At 51.8% G+C, this 23,197-nt stretch carries 26 protein-coding genes, 1 tRNA gene and 3 pseudogenes; 2 read left to right on the plus strand and 28 right to left on the minus strand.

The genetic code is table 11. The annotated features are described in order from the left end of the window. Positions 1-193 precede the first annotated feature (193 nt). Positions 194-700: a G/U mismatch-specific DNA glycosylase gene (gene mug / locus BMW97_RS12160; protein ID WP_008503183.1), complete on the minus strand. Its 507-nt coding sequence runs from the start codon at positions 698-700 to the stop codon at positions 194-196. A 124-nt stretch (positions 701-824) separates the two neighbouring features. On the opposite strand from mug, the gene BMW97_RS12165 reads away from it, so the two are divergent. Next, positions 825-900, plus strand: a tRNA-Ile gene (locus BMW97_RS12165). A 61-nt stretch (positions 901-961) separates the two neighbouring features. On the opposite strand, the pseudogene BMW97_RS12170 reads toward BMW97_RS12165, so the two are convergent. Beyond that, positions 962-1,231: pseudogene (locus BMW97_RS12170) on the minus strand (ogr/Delta-like zinc finger family protein). Positions 1,232-1,299: 68 nt separating this feature from the next. After that, a pseudogene (locus BMW97_RS24325) lies at positions 1,300-2,108 on the minus strand (contractile injection system protein, VgrG/Pvc8 family); the annotation flags it as partial. Between BMW97_RS24325 and BMW97_RS12180 the strand changes: the two are divergent. Then, positions 2,102-2,431, plus strand: a pseudogene (locus BMW97_RS12180) (capsid portal protein); the annotation flags it as partial. The pseudogenes BMW97_RS24325 and BMW97_RS12180 overlap by 7 nt on opposite strands. Positions 2,432-2,556: 125 nt before the next feature. Here the strand turns inward: BMW97_RS12180 and BMW97_RS12185 are convergent. The 25 genes from BMW97_RS12185 to BMW97_RS12305 form a co-directional block, all read right to left on the minus strand. Beyond that, entirely contained in the window at positions 2,557-4,221 is a 1,665-nt protein-coding gene (locus tag BMW97_RS12185; protein ID WP_045910018.1) for an AIPR family protein, read from the minus strand. A gap of 275 nt (positions 4,222-4,496) precedes the next feature. Beyond that, positions 4,497-4,763: a hypothetical protein gene (locus tag BMW97_RS12190; RefSeq protein WP_045910020.1), complete on the minus strand. Its 267-nt coding sequence runs from the start codon at positions 4,761-4,763 to the stop codon at positions 4,497-4,499. A gap of 264 nt (positions 4,764-5,027) precedes the next feature. Next, complete coding sequence (locus BMW97_RS12195; RefSeq protein ID WP_045910021.1) at positions 5,028-6,377, minus strand: DUF4145 domain-containing protein; 1,350 nt, start codon at positions 6,375-6,377, stop codon at positions 5,028-5,030. A 369-nt stretch (positions 6,378-6,746) separates the two neighbouring features. Next, positions 6,747-6,947, minus strand: coding sequence for an ogr/Delta-like zinc finger family protein (locus BMW97_RS12200; protein WP_045910022.1), 201 nt, complete (start codon positions 6,945-6,947; stop codon positions 6,747-6,749). A 67-nt stretch (positions 6,948-7,014) separates the two neighbouring features. Continuing rightward, on the minus strand, positions 7,015-8,169 hold the full coding sequence (locus BMW97_RS12205; RefSeq protein WP_045910023.1) for a phage late control D family protein: 1,155 nt from the start codon (positions 8,167-8,169) through the stop codon (positions 7,015-7,017). Then, positions 8,166-8,630, minus strand: a complete 465-nt coding sequence (locus BMW97_RS12210) for a phage tail protein (protein ID WP_045910024.1) — start codon at positions 8,628-8,630, stop codon at positions 8,166-8,168. Before BMW97_RS12210 ends, BMW97_RS12205 begins: the two co-directional genes overlap by 4 nt. 11 nt (positions 8,631-8,641) lie before the next feature. Beyond that, the gene (locus tag BMW97_RS12215) at positions 8,642-10,903 is read right to left on the minus strand and encodes a phage tail tape measure protein (protein ID WP_045910025.1); all 2,262 of its coding nucleotides are present in this window, start codon (positions 10,901-10,903) and stop codon (positions 8,642-8,644) included. After that, on the minus strand, positions 10,896-11,015 hold the full coding sequence (locus BMW97_RS12220; RefSeq protein WP_023616176.1) for a GpE family phage tail protein: 120 nt from the start codon (positions 11,013-11,015) through the stop codon (positions 10,896-10,898). The genes BMW97_RS12215 and BMW97_RS12220 overlap by 8 nt, the downstream gene beginning before the upstream one ends. A 32-nt stretch (positions 11,016-11,047) precedes the next feature. Beyond that, positions 11,048-11,350, minus strand: a complete 303-nt coding sequence (locus BMW97_RS12225) for a phage tail assembly protein (protein WP_045910026.1) — start codon at positions 11,348-11,350, stop codon at positions 11,048-11,050. Positions 11,351-11,406: 56 nt separating this feature from the next. Continuing rightward, positions 11,407-11,925, minus strand: a complete 519-nt coding sequence (locus BMW97_RS12230) for a phage major tail tube protein (protein WP_045910027.1) — start codon at positions 11,923-11,925, stop codon at positions 11,407-11,409. Between the two features lie 11 nt (positions 11,926-11,936). Beyond that, complete coding sequence (locus BMW97_RS12235) at positions 11,937-13,124, minus strand: phage tail sheath protein (protein ID WP_023616179.1); 1,188 nt, start codon at positions 13,122-13,124, stop codon at positions 11,937-11,939. A gap of 125 nt (positions 13,125-13,249) precedes the next feature. Further along, the gene (locus tag BMW97_RS12240) at positions 13,250-13,672 is read right to left on the minus strand and encodes a tail fiber assembly protein (RefSeq protein WP_045910028.1); all 423 of its coding nucleotides are present in this window, start codon (positions 13,670-13,672) and stop codon (positions 13,250-13,252) included. A gap of 1 nt (position 13,673) precedes the next feature. After that, on the minus strand, positions 13,674-15,836 hold the full coding sequence (locus tag BMW97_RS24330) for a phage tail protein (protein WP_045910029.1): 2,163 nt from the start codon (positions 15,834-15,836) through the stop codon (positions 13,674-13,676). Between the two features lie 11 nt (positions 15,837-15,847). Then, a complete protein-coding gene (locus tag BMW97_RS12250) occupies positions 15,848-16,378 on the minus strand; it encodes a phage tail protein I (protein ID WP_023616181.1) in 531 nt (176 codons plus the stop codon). Next, positions 16,371-17,279, minus strand: a complete 909-nt coding sequence (locus BMW97_RS12255; protein WP_045910030.1) for a baseplate assembly protein — start codon at positions 17,277-17,279, stop codon at positions 16,371-16,373. The genes BMW97_RS12250 and BMW97_RS12255 overlap by 8 nt, the downstream gene beginning before the upstream one ends. A 5-nt stretch (positions 17,280-17,284) precedes the next feature. Then, on the minus strand, positions 17,285-17,635 hold the full coding sequence (locus BMW97_RS12260) for a GPW/gp25 family protein (protein ID WP_045910031.1): 351 nt from the start codon (positions 17,633-17,635) through the stop codon (positions 17,285-17,287). After that, complete coding sequence (locus BMW97_RS12265) at positions 17,632-18,273, minus strand: phage baseplate assembly protein V (protein ID WP_045910032.1); 642 nt, start codon at positions 18,271-18,273, stop codon at positions 17,632-17,634. Before BMW97_RS12265 ends, BMW97_RS12260 begins: the two co-directional genes overlap by 4 nt. Before the next feature lie 112 nt (positions 18,274-18,385). After that, positions 18,386-18,853 carry a phage tail protein gene (locus BMW97_RS12270; RefSeq protein ID WP_045910033.1) on the minus strand — a complete coding sequence of 156 codons (468 nt, stop codon included), beginning with the start codon at positions 18,851-18,853 and terminating at the stop codon, positions 18,386-18,388. Then, a complete protein-coding gene (gene lysC / locus BMW97_RS24180; RefSeq protein WP_229226321.1) occupies positions 18,816-19,061 on the minus strand; it encodes an Rz1-like lysis system protein LysC in 246 nt (81 codons plus the stop codon). Before lysC ends, BMW97_RS12270 begins: the two co-directional genes overlap by 38 nt. Further along, a complete protein-coding gene (gene lysB, locus BMW97_RS24335; protein ID WP_090392877.1) occupies positions 18,949-19,374 on the minus strand; it encodes an Rz-like lysis system protein LysB in 426 nt (141 codons plus the stop codon). The genes lysC and lysB overlap by 113 nt, the downstream gene beginning before the upstream one ends. Then, positions 19,371-19,880, minus strand: a complete 510-nt coding sequence (locus BMW97_RS12285) for a lysozyme (protein WP_090392879.1) — start codon at positions 19,878-19,880, stop codon at positions 19,371-19,373. Before BMW97_RS12285 ends, lysB begins: the two co-directional genes overlap by 4 nt. Then, positions 19,864-20,085, minus strand: a complete 222-nt coding sequence (locus BMW97_RS12290) for a phage holin family protein (protein WP_023616187.1) — start codon at positions 20,083-20,085, stop codon at positions 19,864-19,866. Before BMW97_RS12290 ends, BMW97_RS12285 begins: the two co-directional genes overlap by 17 nt. Further along, complete coding sequence (locus BMW97_RS12295) at positions 20,076-20,279, minus strand: tail protein X (protein WP_045910036.1); 204 nt, start codon at positions 20,277-20,279, stop codon at positions 20,076-20,078. The genes BMW97_RS12290 and BMW97_RS12295 overlap by 10 nt, the downstream gene beginning before the upstream one ends. Before the next feature lie 178 nt (positions 20,280-20,457). Next, positions 20,458-20,898: a DinI-like family protein gene (locus BMW97_RS12300; protein ID WP_023616189.1), complete on the minus strand. Its 441-nt coding sequence runs from the start codon at positions 20,896-20,898 to the stop codon at positions 20,458-20,460. Between the two features lie 109 nt (positions 20,899-21,007). Further along, a complete protein-coding gene (locus tag BMW97_RS12305; protein ID WP_045910037.1) occupies positions 21,008-23,197 on the minus strand; it encodes a replication endonuclease in 2,190 nt (729 codons plus the stop codon).

A 23,197-nucleotide genomic window follows, 5' to 3' on the forward strand; every position in this document is an offset into this window, starting at 1 on the left:
TGGCACGTTCACAGGTCATGTCGTGACAGAGTAGCAAGGAACATAAAGTGAACGGAATGACCACCACGGCCGTATATTCCCCTCACCCTAACCCTCTCCCCGGAGGGGCGAGGGGACTGTTCCGTGCTGCCATAACGTTGTGGGGATCCCTCAGTCATGTGGGGAGAGGGTGAGGGCATCAGGCCGCAGAGGCTTAAAGCCCCCGCACCATCAGCGCCTCATCCAGCTCCCGATACGCCTCTACCAGCTTGTCCAGCGTCGCCCTGTTGAGCCCACTCGGGTTCGGCAACACCCACACCTGCGTCACGCCAATCATAATGCTCTGCTTACCCCACTTAGCCCCGCGCTGGCTAAATGCCTGCTCGTAGGCCTGCTTGCCGAGGATTGCCAGCGCGGCAGGCTGGTAGTCTTCAATCTTCTTCACCAGCTCCCGCCCGCCGCTGCGCAGTTCATGCAGGTTGACCTCGCTTGCCTGCACCGTCGGCCGCTCGACCAGCATGGTTATGCCGCAGCGCGTGTCCAGCAGGTGCTGCTCCTCTTCAGGCTTGAGTAACCTGTCGGTAAACCCGGCCTGATAGATCACCTTCCAGAAGCGATTGCCCGGATGGGCAAAGTGAAAACCGGTGTGCGCCGAGGACTTGCCCGGGTTAATTCCGCAGAACACCACCCGCAGGCCAGGGGCCAGAATATCGTTGATCATCTTTACTCCCGCTGATACATCGTTATGGAAGTATAAAGGATTGATTATGCGTTGTTTATAAAAACAGCAGGCAGGTGTGAATGGCTGGATTGCTGCGGGGAGTTACTTTATAATTCACCGCCACGGCCCCTTAGCTCAGTGGTTAGAGCAGGCGACTCATAATCGCTTGGTCGCTGGTTCAAGTCCAGCAGGGGCCACCAAATTTAAGCAGTACATACACTTAGGCCACTCACGCGAGTGGCCTTTTTGTTTATTCAAATCCTATTGGCAGCGAAATGGCAGCAGGAATTCCATAAAAAACCCGCCAGCAGCGGACCAGTACGAAAGTTGTTGATGCAACCCCTTCGGATGCGGAGGCGCAGAACTGATTGTTTGAGGCCGATAAACAGACTTAACGAACGCTTCATGAGTAACAAAAGTGTGCCCACATTCAATATTTGTGCACTGGTTATAACGCTCTTTGGTTTAGCGGGAAACTTCAAAGCTGCTGCGTGTATATGCGGCTTGACCACACAACGGACAATTCATCATTTTAATCTTCCCCCCACTTTTGCTGTAATCGCAATAATGAAACAACATAACTCCATTTTGTGAAGTAATCATTCCATTTCTAAATCATCAATTCTCACCTCAAGTTCTAAATTTGTCATGGAACCGCTATCCACGCTGACATTGTGCGTCAGCGAGGTAATGGTCCATTCGGCATCACCAATTGACTGTTTAAAGCCGCTCACCTTCACCGGCACTTCAGTATATAGATCAGCCCTAGCTCTGCGAACTGCAGGGAAAAGATTGCTACCCCGCGCTACAGGCGCTCCCACTGCGTCTTAGCTGCACGCTCCGCACTGCTGCGGTTAGCATAGGTCCGGTTGAATACCAGCACATTTTCAACCGTTCCAACCAGGTAATCTCCCTTTTTTGCTTCCGGCTCTTTTGCCTCGGTGGTTTTCTTTCGACGCCGCTTAACCTTTGAAGTCTCTTTTTTCTTTGGCTTACGGGTATGAAGCCAGCTGCCAATTCCCCCTGTACAGGCATCGTGATTGGCTAGGGTAAAACGATGACCGTCACCGGCCTAGCGGGTTATGGTGATAACCGGTAGCGGCTTATCGCTTGCCGTTCTGCCCTGCCCCTAGCGGATAAACAACAGATTGCCGTCCTTAACTGAGGCTATCATCCGGTACTGCCGCGCCAGCTTAATCGAAAAGCTGGCATCACTTTCATTCGTCTGGTCAAGATGATCCACAGGCTTGCCCATCAGGCCCTGCCCCTGCCCATCTTTAATTTAAGCCTGTCGGCGATATCCTTCACTACTTCGCCCACCGTTGTCTTGTGCCAGGACTTTTCATGTCGCGTGTTCAGGATTTCACGGAAATCTTCACTACGCGCGAATTGTAAGACGGTCATGCGATGAAAAGTACCAAAGGGCCATGCAACTTCCGAAATCTATTTATGTACTCGCCAAACGGTAAAAAGGACGGCATCCAGATCATCCCGCTGTCAGAAGTGGCGGTAAAGGATGAGATTTTGAATATAAAGAACGTAAGCCGCAATGACAAGATGGCAGCGCACCATGTACCGCCACAGATGATGGGGTTTATTCCAAGCAATGCTGGAGGATTTTGGGATGTGAAGAAAGCCGCACAAGTATTTGTGTGCTACGAACTATTGCCTTTACAGAAACGTCTAACTGAATTTATTTCTTGGCTAAGTGACAAAGCGATCAATTTTTAAGCACATTCATATAATATAAATTAGTCAATATAAAGGCTGGATATAAATACCATCTTATTGATATAAAAAAATACTACTTACATTTCTTGCTAAGCCTGAAAACTCAGGCTTAGCGCCCCTGTAACTTACAAACTTTTTTCCATACCCTGAATATAAGCAGCAATCTTAGTTTTAGTCTTAGCGTCTTTAAAATACCGATTAAATGAAAATGAAGCATCATCACACTGTGCTTTTTCGACCATTTCACTTATGTATTTTATCGCAGCAGGAACAAACGTAATTGCTTTTTGATAATTCAATCTATCAACGCCTTTAGCATCACAAATTTGTCCAACAGCAAATAAAACGTGATAAGCGCCATCAATTAAAAACATATGCGTTGGATTGAACTTCTCTTCTTTTCTGATAGATGATTGCAATATTTTTTTCTTATTTTCAATAACTGAAAGTACTTTGATAGATGCCAGAAGATCATCAGCCATTAACTCATCTGTAAATACAGTCTCATAAAGATCTGAAAAAATTCTTCCCCTATCCTTTTTAGCTACTTCAGGTAAATCTAGCGAATACGCTAAATGAGCCTGCCCGGCACTCAAAGCATCAACTCTGACACTTCTTGGCTGGTTCGAATGCTGTCCGTCCTTTCTATCATAAAAAAGCCCCATGCCTTCAAAGGCTTCCTCTAATTTTTTCTGAATATCATCATTTGAACGAAGGTCTCGACTCTTAATTGGAGTTTGACTGTTCGTTGACTCAGCAATAGCCAGACTAACTGGTTGAGATTTAGTTTCAATTATCCTTACTAATATCAAAACATCTTCAAGTCCTTCTTCGGAATTTAAACTAGCTTCAAATAATGCATTAGATGTCTGACCACCATTCACGATTTGTATATTTTTTAACTCTACCAATGGAGCCCTTTTTCCTTTTATATAAGAAAAAGAGTCACAAGTTACAGTAATCCCATTATTTAAATACCAAAATAACGGACTGCGATCTGATAATGCAGTTTCAATTATGCGTCTGTTTATTTTATTTGTTCGACTTAAATAAACTCTTACATTATCATTAAAAATTTCTTTCCTTACTTCCTTTGGATTTTCAGGGTTTGTAATAACCCTTACAATTTCAGAGGCTTCAACAGTGCATATTAACCCCCGAATACTACCATCAGTACGGTCAAAATAGTCCTTATCCACTATCTGTAACTGCTCATCAATAACGCTATTCTTTCTTTCAACAAAATAATTAACAATAGTGTCCAAGCTATGATGGTGAACATTAAAATATTTATATTTACTTAATGATGCATTGGCTCTTTCTTTTTCTCCAATCTGCATTTCCATTGTGTTACCACAAAAATGAACTTCAATGGAAGGATTACTTTTCTCAAGAGCAGCCCAAATTTCTTTAACTTTATTCCACAATATTGGATTGCAAGTTTTCTCGAGAGATTTATTTAAATCCAATAAGTCTTCAAAAAATGATACTAATTTATCGATTTCATTGCTGGGGAAATTTTTTTTAGTATTTTCAAAGGTATCAGCATATTTAAACTGAAAGATATGGATAGAATTCCTGCCATCACGGTCATCGACATAAACAGCATCAACACCTCTATCCATTGAACCATCAGTGATGGCATCTTCAGCCTCTTCATCAGATACATTTAGTAACGTTGCCACCATCAAAATTGGAAAAGCTTTTTGAGGTTTATCGATTCCATTCTCAGGATCCAAGTATGCTTGTACTTTGTGATGAAGTGTATTCCAATCTAACAAATTAGCCATCGAATCACTCTTACTTTTGGGATAATAGAAGTTAACGAAATTTTGCTGATTTTATACCCAGTGATTTGTATGTAGCAACTGAAAAAACATTTGATTAGGCAATTATACATATCAGCGTGCGCTCATAGCCCCGTCACGCCTAGCCGCTTTATGTAACAGTTTTCATGTGCCTGCATGCCATAAGAAAAGGCCCACCAATACTGGTGGGCTGGGTCAATTGAGATCCTTAAACGATCATGCGGATTGATACAGAATAGCATGCCCCCTTCTTACTGTTACTTTGCAGCAGTGAAGGTAATCTTTCCATCTAAGAATTTCGTAAGCTCGGTCCGTTGAATTGGCTTCTTACCAGGATACGCTGCTATATTTTCCATAATTACATCTCTGTTTTTATCACTGGTTGTGCTGTTGTGGTCTTTAAGATATTCGTCCACAAAATAGCCAACCTCCCATTCTTCTGTAGTTGACACATATATACGATCGAGATATCCCCGATAATGTTTATTGTCCTCATGTTTCCAATCACTTTTTTGTAATGCCATTTCTAGAGCACCTTGAGTAAGTTGATAATGAAAGAAACCATGAAAAACATGCTGCGAAAAAAGTCAGTTGCCTTTGTAACAAAATTACATATTTGCTTTTCGAAAAAATGTGATAAGCACAGTAACATCATAAAAATTAATAGATTATTAATGTGTAATATATTTTGACCTACATCAGTCAGTTTCACTCATAAGCATGCATTTTCATCATTTACCCATCATTCAAATCAGAGACCCACTGGATCGCTAAATTTTATCAATTAATCAAAAAAAATCCTTTTTGAAATCGCTACTGCTAGATAATCCAGGCCTTATACTATCAATAACATCGTCACAATCCGCAGGTTGCTCCTCAAGTGCCTTGGACGCTTTTTCCTTTATTTTTGGAATGTTATTAAACCTACCTTTCATCATTCCTTCTGCTCCATACGCCCCCCAAATACCTGCAACGCAGACATTAACTATCAATTCAAAACATTCAATCTCATTCATTAATGAAGCAATATCTTTATCATAAACACTAGCACTTCTAGCGAAAGAGTTCGCCTCATCAAACGTTGAAGATCCAGCTTTTGCGAATATATTACTAATTAATTTAGCTCTAGCCCATTCTTTATGCTTCACAACATTCATCAATACAGGGCTGAATTTATATTTATTCAATACATCATCAACACTATTCCTAAAAAACTTATCTAATACAACTTTGTCTAATGCCAGAATACTTCTTACTATTTGGACTGGATGTCTTAAATATGTATGTTGATCTGCTGTACTTGTAGTTGAAATTATACTTTCAAACATTTTATTTATTCTTAAATAGAAGATATCATCTAAACCCTTTATCAAGCTTGCATTTGTCGAAATTGACTCCATTAATAATTGAGTTTTATTTTCATCTGAACTGCACGCCTCTAAAACCTGCTTTTTTATTTGTTGGAGAACATAATCATTCAAAGGATTACTCGACAATCCAAGAAGATATCTCTTAGCATTAATTTGGATCTGTTCGTTCGGATTATCAAGTGATTGGAGTAGTTTTTTTAATAGATAGGAATAACCATCGTGATGAAGATTCTTTACACCTTCATTTACTACCGTGACATGATCTTGTATGTTTGTTGTAGGAAATAAATATGCATTTGTTAACTTTGATATAATTTCATCTGCAACTTGTGTTGTAGAAAGAATTGGTTTAGAAAGGAATCTACCAATTGTTTCAGAAAAGACATATCTTGCTTCTTCGGCTGTTGGTTTGTGACCGGAAGGATGCGCTGCTTTGTTTCTAAGGGTTTTCAGTACTGTCAGGAAGTCAGCATCTATCTCAGTAATTATTTTCTCAGCTTTTAAGCGATTCAGTAAATCATTCTCAAAAACCTTTTGCTCTTCTCTTTTTTTATTTATCTCTGTAAAAATGGCTCTTGCTGCTATGTTTGTGGATGCCATTCCATCTAGTTTTCTTAATAGATCTTCAAATATAGCGATAAAAGATAAAACAACACATGCGCGATGGGCCCCTGTCATATAGCAAGTTAATGCTTCGCGCATATACTCCTTAAGCTCTACATCAACAATATCACTTATAAGCTCTTCCATGTCCCTCAAACTTGACATATTAACTCCGCATTTTTCCTTTATAAAATCCCATCATATCATACAAATGTTTGTATGGTTTATCGGCAAAGTTTATTAAAATCTTAATGTCAAGCCAACTATGAGCATAGCAACAGCAGGATGTTTTTCAACTTATGTAAGCGTTAGAAGTAGGCAGCAAAACTATCCACTATGCTTTATATCCTTCACTATTCAACGTTAAAAAGTATTGAAGTCTCAGTAACTTATTATTTTTAAAACTTTTAAACTGGAATTCATAATCGCCAGGTCGATGGTCCAAGTCCAGCAGGGGCCACCAAATTTTAGCTTTAGAATCAAATAATTAAGCCACTCGATTGAGTGGCTTTTTTTGTTGTTTTTTAAAGTCCGCTAACCCTGGCTCAACGAAGCCGCCTGGACACCTCCAGAGGCACCAGGGGTCGCAATCAGACGCTCTACGGACTCCATCGTCACGAACGTACAGCTGCAGTCAACATTGGTGCACTGGTGATAGCGCTCTTTGGTATTTTCACTTAAATAGCGACTGGTACGCGCATGCGCTGAATGCTTGCACTTAGGACAATGAAACATGTACCCCTCCACTTAATTCACATTTTGTGAATCAATAATACCCAAAATAAAACCAATAGCAACTACATTACTCACTATCAACAGTAAATTTTTCGTCGCTGACGTTCAGCTCAAGCTTAAGCTGCGTGGTAAATCCGCTATCGTTGAGGGTATGCACCACTTCGCTGATGATCCACGCCTGCTCGTCGATGACGCGTTTAAAACCGTTTACCAGCACCGGCGTTTCGGGGTACAGATCGGCGCGTCCCAGGGCAAGCTGGATGGAAAACTCTACGGTTCCCCGCTGAAGCGCGCGCCACTTAGCCTCTGCGGCCCTGAGCGCCTGCTCTTCAGAGGCATAGACCGTGGTGAGCTCAAATACGTTTTCCGCCGATCCCACCAGCCTCTCTTGCGGCTTCTGCTCCTTGCCTCCTGTTTCCGCTACTGGTGCGACGGCATCCGGGTGCTGCAGTGCTTCTGTAGGCTGTCCCCCTGATTGACGCAAAATACTCAATTGAGTATTTTGTTGTTTGGGGTCGCGCGTTTGCAGCCATTTGGCCGTCACGCCGGAATAATTTTCACGGTCAGCGACGGAAAAAAGGTGCTTATCGCCATCCCCACGCTCAATCATCATTAAGGGAATCGGCGTGCCGCTGGCCGTCACGGCATGGCCCGCCTTCATAAAAATAACCTTCCCGGCTTTGATTGAAACAAAGGCGCCATTACGTTCGGCCAGTCGGGAGAGAAACGCAGCGTCGGTCTCCTGAGACTGATCGATATGAGAAATGGCAATCGATGAAAGACCTGCCGAAACGCTGGCAGTTAACTGGTTACGCTGAGCAATAGTGTTGACTATCGCGCCGATCGTCGTGTCATGCCACGACTGTTCGCGCCGCACGTTTAGCTTTCCACGAAAATCTGCGCTGAATCCCCGGATGGTCAGCGTGTCCGGCGCGCCCCGGAATTGAATCGCATCAATCGTAAAGTCCCCTTTCTCCTCGAGCGGGGTTCCCTCCCATCCCAGCCATAAGGAGAGCCTTGCCCCCCGGGCCGGCAAGTCTAGTAGCCCGTCGGAATCATCCAGTTGAATATCCAGCTGATCGGCTTCCAGCCCACGTTTGTCGATCATGCTCAGACTGATAAGACGGTGGCTGAAATTCTGTGTGACATCGCGATCGTCAAGCTTAAGCATAAAATCAGGGGCGATTTTCCCACCCGCCCGGATATTCATTTCGGTGATCATCCCACCAGCCCTCCAATGCTATTACGTGCGCTCGTCACCAGCTCTTCGGCCTGGGTTCTCAGATCGCCAAACATCGTCACCAGCGATTCGTCCACGCGTTTCAGTTCCAGCGTAAAATTAATTTTTCGGGCGGTACCGTCACTGTAAAAATCCGAATGCGTATGCGTGACTTTTTCAATGATAAACATGCCGTGAATGATGCCGGTACCGTCTATCAACGGCCATGCCCGCCCCTCATTCGCCATCAGCTCAACCGCCTTGAGGGAAAGCCGCCCTCCCGTGAGCTCAGGGTAAAGCAGTCCGGAGAGGGTAAAAGATGTCTCGCCTTCGCCAAGGTACTGCCAGGCTTTAGGTTTCCCGATCCGATCGTTGGACGCCCAGCGGTAATCCTTTGTAAACTGCATTGTCTGATAGGGTAAGGTTCGTCGTTCAAAGACAAACAGACCCAGCACCATTAACATTTTATCTCTCCTCAACCATACATTAAGCTGGATTGCTGCCGTCTCGCTTTATCCTGTTCAATGCTATCTATTGTCTCCCGGATTTGACGCGTCAGATCCGTTGCGGAGGCCGTGCCCCCCTGCAGCGTGATGTGATATTCGCTTTTACTCTGATCGACGTAAGAGCGTCCTCCCGGCACGAGGGTTGGCTGATACCCCTGGCCGACGCCAGAGATCCCCGCCACCGGAATGGACGAACTGCCCGCAGGAGAGGATGTCGCGTCTGCTTTTGCCGCCGCGGCATCGAGATTACCCGACTCGTTTTTGATAAGACCGAGTTTCTCCAGCAGCCAGCTGGCCTTGCCGCTCAGGCTGTTAAAGAGATTAAGCGGTGCCATTAACGCATCACCCAGCGCCTGTCCAAAAATCACGCCAGCGTTTTTACAGCCATCCAGCGTTTCCTGCGTCGCCTTGATCGGCGTAATCAAGTCGGTGAACCATTGCCAGATACCGCCCAGCTTCTCCGAGATAGCGTCAAATACCGCCATCACCGGTGAGAACAGCGCACCCAGCGGTGCGAAAGCCGTTGAAAGCCCTTCCATCACCCCACCAAAGAAGGCGCTGATGGGCTCCCAGTATTTGAAAATCAGCAAAGCACCGGCGGCAATCGCCGCGCCAAGGGCTATCACCGGCCAGCTAAGGGCGCCCAGCACCGTCATGACGGCACCGCCCACCACGCTGAATACCGTTCCTAACATCCCGGCCGCGGTAATAACCATATTGATGCCCGTCAAAACCGGACCAATAACCGTGCCTACGCCACCCAGTACCCCAACAAACGCCTGCGCGCCGACAACAATGCTGGCAAGGGTCTGCGTCAGCTCAGGGTTGGCATTTACCCACAGGGAGGCCGTGCCAAGCCAGCCGGTTGCGGTTGTTATCAGGTTGCGCAAAGCGCCATCTGCTTTATCAAATACGTCAATCTTCAACCCGCTCCACGCGGCCTGGAATTTGCTGATATCGCCGTCAAGATTGTCGGTCTGCACGGTAGCCACGAGCGCGGCACTGCCCGTTGCCCCCTGCAGCTGCTGGCGTTTTTTATCAAGCGCGCCGTTACCCGCGGCTGAACGCAGTGCATCCGGAGCCTGTGGCTGTCGCAGCATCGCGCTGAGCGCGTCCCCGGCGGCGGCACCGTTCATTCCCTTTTCCGTCAGAACGCCAAGCTGCGCGATTGTCTCTTCAAGACCCATATCGGTCGCATCCGCAGCGGGCGCAGCGGAGGTGACGGCCGCCGCCATCTCAACGAGACTGGTGTTCGAAGAGGTAAACCCGCGGGTAAGTAAATCTGCGATGCGTCCCGCATCCGTATCGGCCAGGTTATAGGCGGCCTGCGTGCTGCTGAGAATATCGGCCGCTTTAGCCGCGTCGACATTCCCCGCCAGGCTGAGGTTAACCGTGGGTACAGTGGCAGCAATAACCCCATCGGCGTCGTAGCCTGAACGAGCCAGTTCGGTTTGTGCTCGGACGACCGTATCTGCGGGTACTCCGGTCCTGGCACTGACCTCCCGCGCCTGCTGGCGAATGGCCTCAAGCCGGGCGTCGCCCTTCTCCAGACCAAGGCTTGCCTGAATAGTCGACATCTGTTTTTCAAAACTGATGCCAGGCGCCATAAACCGGGACGTCTGATCAAAGCCCGCTTTGGCCATGCCCACGCCCGCATTAGCCAGCTGATGCACCCGCGCGGCAGCGCGTTTGCCTGACTCGTAGCGATTCTGAACGGTACTCAGCTGCGCCTGCTGCTGATTGACGCGGGCCAGCGCATCCCGCTGTCGGTTAAGCTGCTGCGTTTTTTCGCCGATCTGACTTTTTAAACGACGCTCATCCGACGAAAGCGTTCGCGTGTTGATTCCCGCCTGAGCGAGTTCAGTCCGCTGACGCTGTACCGAGTAACGTAAGCTGTTGTACTCAAGCTTGAGGTTGGCTGCCGATTTTCGGGCTGCGGACAGCGCATCAGCCTGTGCCTGAGTAGGGTTTTGTGTGTTTTTAAACTGCAACGCCAGCGCCGCCGCCTGCTGTTTCGCCTGAGCAAGCGACTGCTCCGTCGTGGCGAGCTGGGCATTTGCTTTTCTGAAGCCGTTAATGCGCCCCGCCTGCTCGTCGAGCGCCCCCAGCGCCGTCTGCGAATCATGGATATCGCTCGCGAGAGTCTGGCTGGCGTTGTGAAGAGCGTTAAGCGGTCGGCTTGCACGATCAACTGCCTTAAGCAGCTCCTGAAGACTGACATTATTACTCATGGTGGTTTCCGCTTCGCTGCAGCGCTTTTTCGCGCCATAAGAGGAGTTCGGTCACGCTAAGGGAGTACAGTTCTGACGGCGGCCAGTGAAAAATCACCGCGATATCCGCCATCAGATCGTCGACCGACAGGTTTTCGGGAAATCTCAGCGAGCCGAAGCCGGTGACAAAAAACCGATCACCTTACCGGCAAAAGAGAGCAGATCGCAGGCATCCAGACGCGCAACTTCATGCTCGGTCAGAGCCGGCGAGGTCATTCGCGGCAGCACCTTGATCAGCGCATCAACGTCGGATTGCGCCAGCGAGGCCAGCGAGATCCCACGCAGAGTCCCGGCATTCGGTTTGGAGACCGTCACCTGTTCAATTTTTTGCTCGCCGCGCTGAACGGGGCTATCAAGCGTGACGATGTATGAGCTGTTGTTCATGGCGTTCTCGTTGCTATTTTCCATTTCATTACTCTTCTGAAAGTTAGCTTACCGGCCGGCTATCCCGGCCGGTTAAAGGGTTACAGGCCGATGGCCTTACGGTGTTCAGCCAGACGATCGACGCCGTCGACTTTCAGCACCATGTTGATGATGTCGATCTCGATGATCTCTTTGCCATCAATGGTCAGCTGGTAGTACGCGCACTCGGTGGACATCTTGGTGGTGCCGCTTTCGCCCTGCTTGTTCTCGCCGCCATCAAACTCTTTATGACGGCCGCGCATGACGATTTCGACGGCGGAGATTTCGCCGGTATCATCACGCTGGAAAGAGCCGGTAAAGCGCAGCGGCACGCTGTCCGCGCCTGGAGAGGCGTACTGCGCCCACAGCGCGGCGTCCGGCAGACCGCCAACGGTCCACTCCAGCGCCAGGGCATCATCGTCCAGACCGAGATCGACAGAGACCGAGCCCGGCATACCGCCACCGCGATACTTCTCCAGCTTGCGGGTAAGCTTCGGTAGGGTCACTGACTCAACAACGCCCATATAGCTCAGGCCATCGTTGAACATATTCAGGTATTTAAGTTTGCGTGGTAACGCCATGCTTCAGCTCCTTAGCTATTAACCGAATCTGACAGGTCTGCCAGATAGGTATCGGTGATGCGCTGGCGCAGGGTCAGATTTTCCAGCGGCGGGACAGGGGTGTAGTCGTAATCGATATACAGTTTCCCCGCTTTCAGGGTGGTTGCGTCGTTCGACTCAGGGTCATACCAGCAGGAGCCGTCGACGATATAGCCGTTGGTTTTCAGCTCGCGGAACTTGGCATTAATACCGGAAACGATGTCGCGGATAAGCGTTGGGGTGATGGGTTTATCCATCGCCCACGCGTGCGCTTCCGCCATGGTATCGGCCAGCACCTGCGCGGTACGGGTGTAGTTTTCAAAGACGAATAACGGATCGTCTGAGCAGGTACGGTTACCCCAGAATTTGAAGCCGTCGTTGCGAATCAGCGTGGTGACGCCCGCCTGGTTTAGCAGGTTCGCATCGGTAGCCTGTTCCTGCAGATCCCAGGAGACAGAAGCGCTTACGCCCGTGACGCCGTTGACGCCAACGTTTGACAGGGTTTTATGCCAGCCGATGGTCTGGTCGATTTTGGCGCGCAGGCCAAGCGCGCGAGCGGTTGCCCAGGCCGTCGTCGTTGCGTTCGTGGTGGTATCCCATGCCAGAAAATCAGGGTGGATAACCATCAGCTCGCGCTGGCTGAAGTTTTTGCGGTAGTCGATCGCCTCAGAAATGGTTTTACATTCCCATGCGCTGACATAGCCGAACGCGCGCAGGCTCTGGCACATCGCGGCCAGCGCGGTTGCCACTTCCTGAGAATCCAGCCCCGGCACGCCGAGAATACGTGGCTTAACGCCGGTTACCGTTTTCGCCGTGAGAAGCGCCTTCAGGCCGGTATATTTACCGTTTTCATCGGTGGTACCGATGATGTTGGAAACGGTCTGTTTACGCGCCTCTTCCGGTGTTTCAGCGGTGCCTTCAGCCACACGAACAACAACGACAACCGGTTTACACTGGTCAGCAATCGCCTGCAGAGAAGCGGACAACGTCCCCGCCTTGCCGGCTTTCGCAATCGCAGTTTGCACGTTGGTAATGAGCACGGGCTCGTTTAAAGGAAATGTCTTGTCGTCAGCATCGCTGGCCGTACAGACCATACCGATGATTGCCGTCGAGACGGTGGAAATGGTGCGGGTGCCATCGTTGATTTCGATAACTTCCACGCCGTGGTGATAGTCGCCCATCCGGTTAACTCCTTCGTTTAGTGGTGAGGCTATTGTCTGTGGAGTGCGTGATTGATGCGACGTATTGGGGTTGGGGAAAGGATTACACAACAAACGAAAAACCCTCCGGATGGAGGGTTTGGGAGTCAGGCGGGGCGTTCGGGCCATTGAATGTCCGGGGCGGCGCTTACATCTACCCGGTTAAGCATGACCCGGTATCGCTTCCAGCCTAAAAGCACGGCGGCTTCTTCGTCGGTAGCAATACCGAGTTCGGCTGCATCTTCAAGCGGAGTGATAATGTCACTTGCCGTTTTCATTAAGGCGTTTTTTTGCATCGTTGCCTGGCTCACGCGCTCTTCATAGGTTGGTGCGGGAGGTTCCGCTAATATGGGATAGCCATTTTTATCTGGAATAATTATTTTCCCGTCTGCTTGTCCCTCCATCAGCGACACATAGTCTTCATCAAGCACGCTGACATAATTATCCGGCCACGTTTCGGCGGAACGATAATCAGCCTCCAGCTCATCATTATAAAAAGCCCCGTTCTCAGGAGAGTATATATAACTCATATTAATAGCCTCGCGCTTCAAAATAAGCTTTAACTTCGCCACTGCCCGCTATGTAGGTGAAACCTGATCTGTCAGGGTTTTGCACGTAAATATTTTGGTCGTGGAACCCATTGGTGAATAGCAAGGTTAACTGCACGCTGAGACAGGCGTTAGGAAACGCCGTTGGGAAGGTAATACGCGTCGAATCAGCACTACGCGTTGCCACACCCCACTGCTTCATCATGCCCGTAGAGTTATCTTTCTCCCAACCGCTCGCTGCCTTACTGGCTGCATTTTTGAGATTATAACGCGCATCGCTTTCGGCTTTTGTATATGCGCTAGTTTTAGCCATATAGCCTGCATCAGATTGTGCTTTAGTGTAATAGCGGCCATCAAAATTAGCGAAGCTGCCCGGTATAATTTGTCCTGGCGCGGAAAAATTACCGCTGGTATCCCATTTATAGTTAACGTCCTGGCCACCACTGCCTTTCATGTGCAGATGCCATGAAAGAGCGGTATCAGCGACAAGAGACCCCATGGAAAAAGCCCATGAATTGATCCCGGTAATACTTGCCTGCTGTTTTAACGCGGGGTGGTATTCACTCGCTCCAGTTGTTGAATAGGTATTATAAAATGGTGCCTTTGTTTTGTACTGCTCAGCCCATGCAAAAGAATTGCTATAACCCGCTGTAATTTCCTTTGTGGCGTAGATGGTGTTGCCCACAGTAAAAGGTGTTTCGGATTGCAACGCCCCGGTTTCAAAACTCACCCGTAAAGGACGCAGCGCATTGTAATTTCCATAAGCATCGCCCTTATTGGTCAGCATAAGATAAAGATTATTACCATCATTACGCCAGAAGCAGCCGTAGTCCCCATATGCAATCCGATAACTATTGGATGAAATAGATTGCACTTCCCCGTTTGAACGTAAATAACCGCTGAATTGTCCCGCACCGTTTGTCTGAAACAACAGCGAGCCGTCTTTATTTCGCTGTGAGTAAAAATGGTAGCCGGTGTCATCCCCCAGTTCGACTACAGATGGCCGGTCTACATTACCCCAAAGGCGCAAAGCTGCATTCTTGTCAGAGGTATTAGAAGAATAAAAAGAGAGTTTTTTAGTATCCCCCGAATAAAATCCGCCAAGTTGCGAGGTGAAATTACCCCTTACTCTCAGGCCGGTACTTGTGCTAATCGCCAGTTCCTCCTGCGAATCTGTACTGCCTGTCGCCAGGCGATATTCGCCACCCTGAACGGTTTCGTGCCAGATAGTATCCATCGCTCCGCCGCGCATTTTACGCAGATAATTTTTATTACCTGTCGTAGCGTTAGAGAGTGCCGTTAAGTTATAGGTTGATTGCGTTATAGCGTCCTGATTCAACGTTCCGGTCATACTGTCGCCGAATTTGCTGACTCGCTCACTGGCATTTTTATTGGCCACAGCTGCGTTGTCGTTAGCGACTTTCACTGCCTTCGGCGTCGCTGCCAGCACTTCAGACACACTATCGGTAGCACTACTGAGCTGAACAATACCCTTTCGCGCCGTCGTTGCGTCCGCTGCCGTGTATTTCCCGTTAGCCAGATCGTACGCTGCCTTTACCGCTTTAGGCGTTGCTGCGAGCACCTCGGAAGCACTGTCAATGGCGCTGCTGAGCTGCGTAAAGCCCTTCGCAGCAAGGGTCGCATCCGGATGGCGCCGCGAAAGCTCGTGCTCCGCGAGCTTACCGTCGACGTAATCCTGCGTCGCCATCACCGTTGAGGTGTCAATCGTCAGCTCGATGGATGCGATATCGCTTACCATGATGACCATTCGCAATGTCTGCGCGCGACCCGAGCCCTCCACCAGCGTGGGTTTATAGCTTTCAGCCATATTTCCGACCGCAATCAGCGTCCCAGTATCGTCAATCAGCCCCATCTCGCGCATCCAGAAACCGCCAACCTCAGGAGGAATTAGCAGCTCCGCCACGACGTAGTTTTTATTCTTTTTGTCCTGGCTGATTTTATTCAGCCCATGGCGCCAGACTTCATTAACCAGCTTCGTCTGCCCGGCATCAGGAACCGGCAATGTGCCGCCACCGTCACCCACGGCCATCGCCGTAAAATTGACTTTCTTGCCGTTCGGGACGGTCGCGGCAGCCAGTTTTTCGGCACCGGCTTTGGTGATAACCGTTTTATATTTCACTGTCATTGTGCTCTCACTTATCCGGGATAAACCGTGATGATGTCGCCGTCATAGCTCAGGGCGCCGGTATAGAGATAACCCGGTATGTCCTGGATGATATTCAGGCCAATAAGGTGGCGGCTGGCAGGCTTTGCATCAGCAATAAGCCTCTCCATTTCGTAATACATTTCCTCGGTGATGCCCGTGTCCAGTACGCCGATATCAAGGCGGAAGGTGCCGGGCGGATCGTTGGTTTGCCACCACTCGGTAACATTAATCAGATAGCCAAGCGGCTCCACCACGCGACGTACAGCGCCTATCGTTCCCTTGTGGGCATGAATAAACCACGCGGCGCGGATCACCTCCCGTTTGGTGGCCTCCGGCCAGTTCTCATCCCAGCGGTCAACCGAAAACGCCCACGCCAGCCATGGCAGCAAATTCGCCGGACAGGTGTCCGCATTCCAGAGATGGCGCAGCGGAACCGGTGTATTTTCGATGTCCGCACAGGCGCGCGCCGCGGCGACCTCAAGCGCCGATGAGCCGACCGGTAAAAGGCGGGCATTACTCATCGTTTCCCCCCACGGTTACGCTGTAGTGGCTGCACCAGGAGGCCTGAGTTTCATCAAGCACGATGTCAGCCGCGGGTGCGGTCAGTTCCACCCGCTGCACCCCTTCCACGTGAAGGGCAGCGTAAATGGCTGACTTGCGGATATCGCGTCCCAGCCGATGCTGAGCCGTGATGTAGGTCTGTAATCGGGCTCTTGCCGCATTGAGTACTGGTTCACTTTCGGGGCCGGGAAAAAGGAAAAGCGATGCTTCAATGCTGTAGTCGACAATGTTGGCCGACTGGACGGTCACGCGGTCGGCGACGGGCCTGACGTCCTCATCGTTCAGCGCATTGCGAACAACGGCGAGCAGTTCCTCAGACGCTACGCCGTTATTCTCCCGGGAGAGCACGGAAACCGTGACGTTTGCGGGCTGTGGGCTAATGACGGAAATGTCAGCCACCCGACCATCTGCACTGCGGCCATGGAACTGATACGCGCCCGTCGAACCGGCCACGCTCAGCCCTTCCGGTGCCTGCTGGATGCGCAGACGAAAGTCGGTATCGGACTCCATCACAGCCGGAGTGGGCGGTAACGTGGTGTCGTCAGCAGGGGTAATCGTCAGACGCGCAAGGTTCGCGTTTGCCCCGATCTGGTCCAGGTCGCGGCCTGCCGCATAGGCCAACATGACCGCCCGTGCAGCCTCGTTTACACGCTGGCGCCAGATAACTTCCCGGTAGGCGTTCTCCTGCAGCAGCTTCACAATCGGCTCGGATTCCAGCGTCAGCGTCCGTGCAATCGCCTCTCGCTCCTCTTCCGGATAGAGCGACACAAAGGTGGCCTTTCGTTCTGCCAACAGCGTTTCATAATCCACCTCCTCCACGACATCAGGCGCGGCGAGCTGGCTCAGATCAACAATAGCCATAGCGTTTAACTCAGTGAAATGGTGATAGAAAAAGATTGTCCGGAGGTCGGGCGCGAGCCGGTGATATCGACATACAACGTCCCGTCGTTCTCCGAACGTTCGAAAGTGATGGCCGTCAGGCTTATCCGCGGCTCCCATTTCTGGATGGCGGAATAACAGGCGGCCATGATCTGCAGGCGCAGCGCCGGGCTCTGCGGCCTGTCGATCATCGCCGCCAGCAGCGAGCCGTAATCCCGGCGCATGACCCGCGAGCCAATCGGCGTAACCAGAATGTCGCGCACGCTCTGCCGGATGTGGTCAGCCTCTGAAAGGCTTAGCCCGGTCTGCCTGTTCATTCCCCTGTAACGCACCGTCATTGTGTCCCCTTAGTCCAGCTTCCGCCGCTTTGCACACTGCCGTGCGCGTGGTTGTCCACCTGCACTCCGTTGGAGGTCAATTTACCGCCGGAGTGCTCAATATTTCCGGTCATCACCCCGCCCTTCTGCACTTCCAGCGAGGCGGTAATTAACTTGTTGGTACACACCACTTCAGGCGTATCCAGCGTGATGCGGGACGTTGAGATCACCCGCACTTCCGGCACGGTGGCGGTCAGCGATTCAGAAGCGGAAATGTCGGCCGTTTTAATGCCTGAAACCGTCAGCGCCCCGCGTCCGGGTTCGTACTCGATCACCGCGCCGTCAGGGAACGCGACGTGGAATGCGTCAGGCGACCCGGACGGCGCCGGATGGTCGTCAGAGAAAATGCCGGGCAGCACAAAGGCGGTATCCAGCTCACCGCCGATGGCCAGCAGCAGCACCTGCTCTCCCTCGGAAGGGGCCCACCACACGCGCGAACGTCCCGCACGGCAGGTTAGCCAGTTCAGCCAGGTGGTTTTCATCCCGCCGGTCTGGACACGACAAAGCCCTCTGTTGAGGTCAACGTCGGTCACAACACCGATACGAATCAGATTACGGATCGCGCGAGCGATACCGTGCATGGAAGTTAATGTATTCATGAGAAGAGAATGCCGTTCAGGAGGAACGGCAGCAACGAGACGGGGTTTTCTGCGGGATGATACAACAAGCGGTCCAGATAGCAGGCGGCTGGCGGCCTTCAGCGTGGGGAGCTTAGTCCTCCCACTGGCTGACCAGCTCACCGTTGATGTACAACGCCTTCGGACGCGTGACGGGCTCCGGTAGCGGCGGCTCCGGGGAATAGGTCGCGTGCAGAACACCCTGTTCCTCGGAAACAAGAATGCGCTCGGTTAATTGCATGCTGATGCTGATATCCATCGTAGCGTCATCGTTTAAGACGATCGCGAAGGTATATCCGTTTTTGCGTCCGTCATCGAGGGTAAAAATGTCCGGCTGGTTTTCCCGCAGCCAGGCCAGTACCGGAACAAAAAATCCCTCGCTGTCGCCCGTGAAACCGCTAACCTTCGCGTTCAGCACATACCGTTTTTCAAAGGAGAGTGAGGAGGCAAGGCGGGCGTCTATATTGCCGCTGCCGACCGACATCTGCAGGCGCTCCGGGTTGGCATTCAGTTGGGGGATCGCGTCAATTAATGCCTGACGCAGGCTCTTGAGTTTGTGCATCGAGTTTATCCTGACAGTCTTTAATGGTTTCAACCTGCAGCGCGCAGGCGATAAGGGCGTACTCAAGCCTGCGAATATCGGCGCTGAGATCGCCGTTAGTGGCGGGTTCGCTTCCCGGCATCGGGCAGCGGCTCACCTTCGGGCAGGCGTTGTAAACAATGGGCTGCGGAGGAGCAGGCGGTGCGGGTGTGCAGCCTGCGGACAGCATCAGGCAGCTGAGCGGTATACCAGCGGCGTAACGCTTCATTTTCATTGAGTAATCTCCCGATAGTCGCTTCCCGTCTTGCCCTCTCCTCGCCCGCAGTAACAAGCTCTTCACGGAGCCTGACCTGGGCGTTTTCGTTTGCTCTGGCCATCCGTTGCGACTGGGACAGCTGATGGTTGAGCGTGGCGAGGGCATTTTTTTGTTCGCTGGCGACCCGGTTAGCCGTGGCTAAGGAACGGGACAGGGTCTGGTTGTCATGACGAAGCCACAGCGCGATCGCCAGCAGCCCGGCCAGCAGCAGCATGAGGACTCTCATGGCAGCCCCTTCATGCACCAGGCCTTTTCGCGGACACGGCGGTTTTCCAGACCGGTGTTTTTGACGCCGTTGACGTACACCCAGCGGGTAAGCTCGCCGCATGCCTGCGACCACTGTTTACGCTTAATAAAAGACACCAGAGTCGAACGGCAGGCGGCGCCTGCGCCAACATTAAAGGTAAAACTCACCAGCGCGTCGTAGACACGCGGCGGCATCTCCACCGGCGCGCACGCCGTCAGCCGTCGCTCAACGTTGAGCACATCAGCAACCAGATTTACCGCGGCCTCACGCTCGGTAATGTTCCGCGTCGGCACAACGTTTGCCGTGTGGCCAATGCCTGACGTCCATACCCCAGCGCTGCACCGATAGGGCGAGAGGCGACAACCTTCGAGATCGGCAATCAGCGCCAGCCCCTCAGGGGACGTTTTCAGTAAACGAAAATCGGGCATCAGCACCGCCAGAGCCAGCACGCCGGCGACGCTGCAACGCTTAATGATTGAGTTCACGAATGCTCTTCTTATCGAGGCCCAGCGACTGGAGATAGCGCCAGGTTTTTCGCTTAAACCAGTAGTTCGTCAGCGCGGTAAAAATGGCGCAAACACTCCCCACGTACAGCGCGACCTTTTCAGGCGACATCGCCCCGAACCAGGCCAGCGCCACGGCCAGCCAGTAGGCGATAAACGTGGTGATTTTCTCCAGGCTCAGTCCCATAGATTTACGGATTCTCTGGTGGGGGCGCTATTTACCTCCGGCATCTCTACCGGCGTGCCGTGAGGCAAGATAACGCCTGACTCCGCGAGGCCAGGATTGGCCTTCAGAACGGCTTCTACGACGCCAGCCGTGCGCCCATAATAGCGGGCGCAAACGGCATCAAGCGTGTCCCCCTGCATTGCATAGATCTTCATCAGACGCTCCCAACATCCGGTTACCAGGTACTGAAGAGTTTCCCTGGCTGGCGGCCTTTTCGCTATCGCTGACGGATGGACAATCGCGGACACAACAGACCGTCCACAAGCAGCGAAGCGTGGGTCAACGAAAGCGCAAAATCTGAATGAGGGCGTGCGTTCGGGTAATGACGCTGGGCTAGCGCCAGCTCTCGTCTTCCCAGACTTCCCGGAGAATATTATCCAGCATCTCGCGATCGGCTTCTCCTTCAAGCCCCTGGAGCTCTACTCCCGTCATCGATCCTATTTTCACGGTCACCCGCGATGACGGGAACAGGGACCTTATTCGGCGGGTCAGTTCGTTCTGGAAGGCCTCGACGACGCCATGGCCAATCTGCTGGTCTTTATCAAGCGTAATGTTCACCCGAACGTTACCCTCTTTTTTGATGCGTTCCGGAACAGGCGATGCTGAGAAAACAACGGTAAACGCGTTGTTTTTGATTAAATTTCCCCGCGCAATCTCAGCAATCAAATTCAGGGCAATCTCACGATCTCTTTCCTGACATGTTCCTTCTGTCGTCAGTCGAGCAATCATCTCGACGCGTTCAATCATGACCTGCTCGTTCAACTCTCTGTCCACACAACCTCCACCACGAGATACTGTATAAACATACAGTAGCACGTATTCATAAAAAGAGTGAAGCGAAAAATCAGAACTCTTCACGGTATGTGCATGATATCGATGGAGATTAGCGTGCTCTCAGAGCGAACAGATCCGATAAATGCCCAATACGTTCAAGCATTTTCCGCGCCTTATGCTGATAAGAACGCGCTGCCGGAAAGAGCGTTCCGTCAGCTGCGCCTCTGCACCATTTGTCGTTAAAGCGGCTTACGCCGCCCGCCATAAGATGCAGGGCCTCTGCGCGACTGATGGCGATTCCGGTGGCGAGCCGAACTTCATCAATCACCTTCTCCGGGACCCCGTTCTGCGGATCCCGCTCGTAGACAAAGGGCGCCGCTGCGCCGGGCCGGATGTGCCTGATACGCTCGGTTAATGCCCGTCTCGCACGCCGGTTAAGGGGTTGAGAGAGATCGCTCAGCGTACAGTTATTGACAGAACTCCGAGAAGGCGCAGATACATCCTCAGGCTCCTGGGCCCGCTTCGGCACAATTTTCCACTGCGTGAGCCGGGTTAAAACCGGGCTGCCCGCGCCGACGGCGGCATCGTACACGCCGCGGATGCGGACCGTTTCTTCGCCGTACTGGTTAAACCCGGTACCCGGCTCATACAGCGTACGCACCTGTAAATCATCGCGACGCACAAACGGGCCGCCCTGTGCAGTGACGTAACCCGCCCAGTCACCAGCGTCGGCAGCTTCATGGACGGCAGCAAACTCGACGCTCAGACCACGCGCGGTCTCTGCGTCAGCCAGTCGGCGCAGCTCGCGGTAGACCGTTACCGGCGCGCCGCCGATGAACTGAAACTGGCGAATGTGCCAGCGCCCTGCCCAGGCCGATACGGCGGACGCCGTCTCCTTCAGCAGGCCGCCGCTTTCGTTATCGGTCTCACCATCGAGCGCATAGCCGTCGATATTCTTTGAGATGTATTTGGCGATATATCCGGTAGCGCTGCCTTTCTGCGGATCGATCGCGTCCGCGTGAAAGCGAGCCTGTCTGGCGCTTTCGCTCTGCAGCTCAGCGGCATCCTCCTCCCGGGCGTAGTCCCCTATAATCCGGCGAACGCATTCGACGTCTTCCGGCCGCATAAACACCAGCATGTGCCAGTGGGGCGTACCGTCGTGATGGGGTTCCGCGACGCGGATACCAAAGATACGGCGACCTTCCCGGTGCAGCTTTGCGCGGATGCGCGCCCACACCCGGGTGAGGTAGCCTTGCGTATCCGCCGGGCTGGCCCCGTTCCACTTCGCGTTGGGGTAGCCCGATTTCACGGTAGCGTGATACTGCGCGGGGGCGGTTAAGGTATAGAATTCGCCCACATAGCCCAGCGCCTGGCAGATATTTTCAAACCCGCGAATGCGGGTCATGAGTTCACAGCGACGTATCGCCGGGTTGGCCACCGAACTATCGTATTTTTCAATCAGGCTAATGCGGTTGCCCTCTTCATCTTCCAGCTCCATGCCCTTGAGAAATTCACGGGTGCGGCGCTTCTGCTCGCGCCACTCGGTCACGCAGCGTTTGCTCGCGTACGCCATTCTCTTTTTGCTGACGTTGCCGAGGGCAATCTGCAAATGCTCGCGCCAGGCAGCCGCGATCCGACGTAAACGCCCGCGCCACCACGCCTCGGAAAACATCCGCATCACCGCGGCGGCAACATCGTCTTTGTTGAAAAATGTCTTCGACACCCGCTCCCAGTGCGGAGGCGACACGTTGAACTGCCGGGCGATCAGTCCGGCGCGCTGATACCAGATGAAGAGCGTCTGGTATTCGCCCATATCAGCATCGTTAATATTCGCCAGCTCGCCGCGAATAAAGCTGGCAATATCGGCGGCCAGCAGGTCGATATCCGCGCGGGACATATCCGGCAGACGGTTATAGCGGGCAACCAGTTCAACCATTCGCGAGGCAAGGTACTGCAGAAGCTGGGTATCGAAATGGCCTTTAAACACGGCTCGGGAGACTGCGTCATGCAAACCTGCGCAGGCATAGCGTTCAGAGACCCGCCGCAGGCGGGGCAATATCCTGTTGCAGAAGCGGATCAAAAAGGCGTTAGCCTGGGGATTGCCCCGATGCTGTTCGAGGGCGTCAACGGCGCGCCAGACCTCAAAACGCACGCAGTCAGGCTGCTGTGAGAGGGCCATTCTTGCCTGCTGCAGCGCCGCGAAGAAGCGATCGCGACGCTGCTGCTGGGCATGGGTAAGATAAGGGCTGGCAATGGCCGTCCGCGGCGCATTCCACGGATAAGCGAATGACGTAGCCAA

The organism is Enterobacter sp. NFIX58, from assembly GCF_900110475.1.
Classification (GTDB): domain Bacteria; phylum Pseudomonadota; class Gammaproteobacteria; order Enterobacterales; family Enterobacteriaceae; genus Enterobacter; species Enterobacter quasiroggenkampii.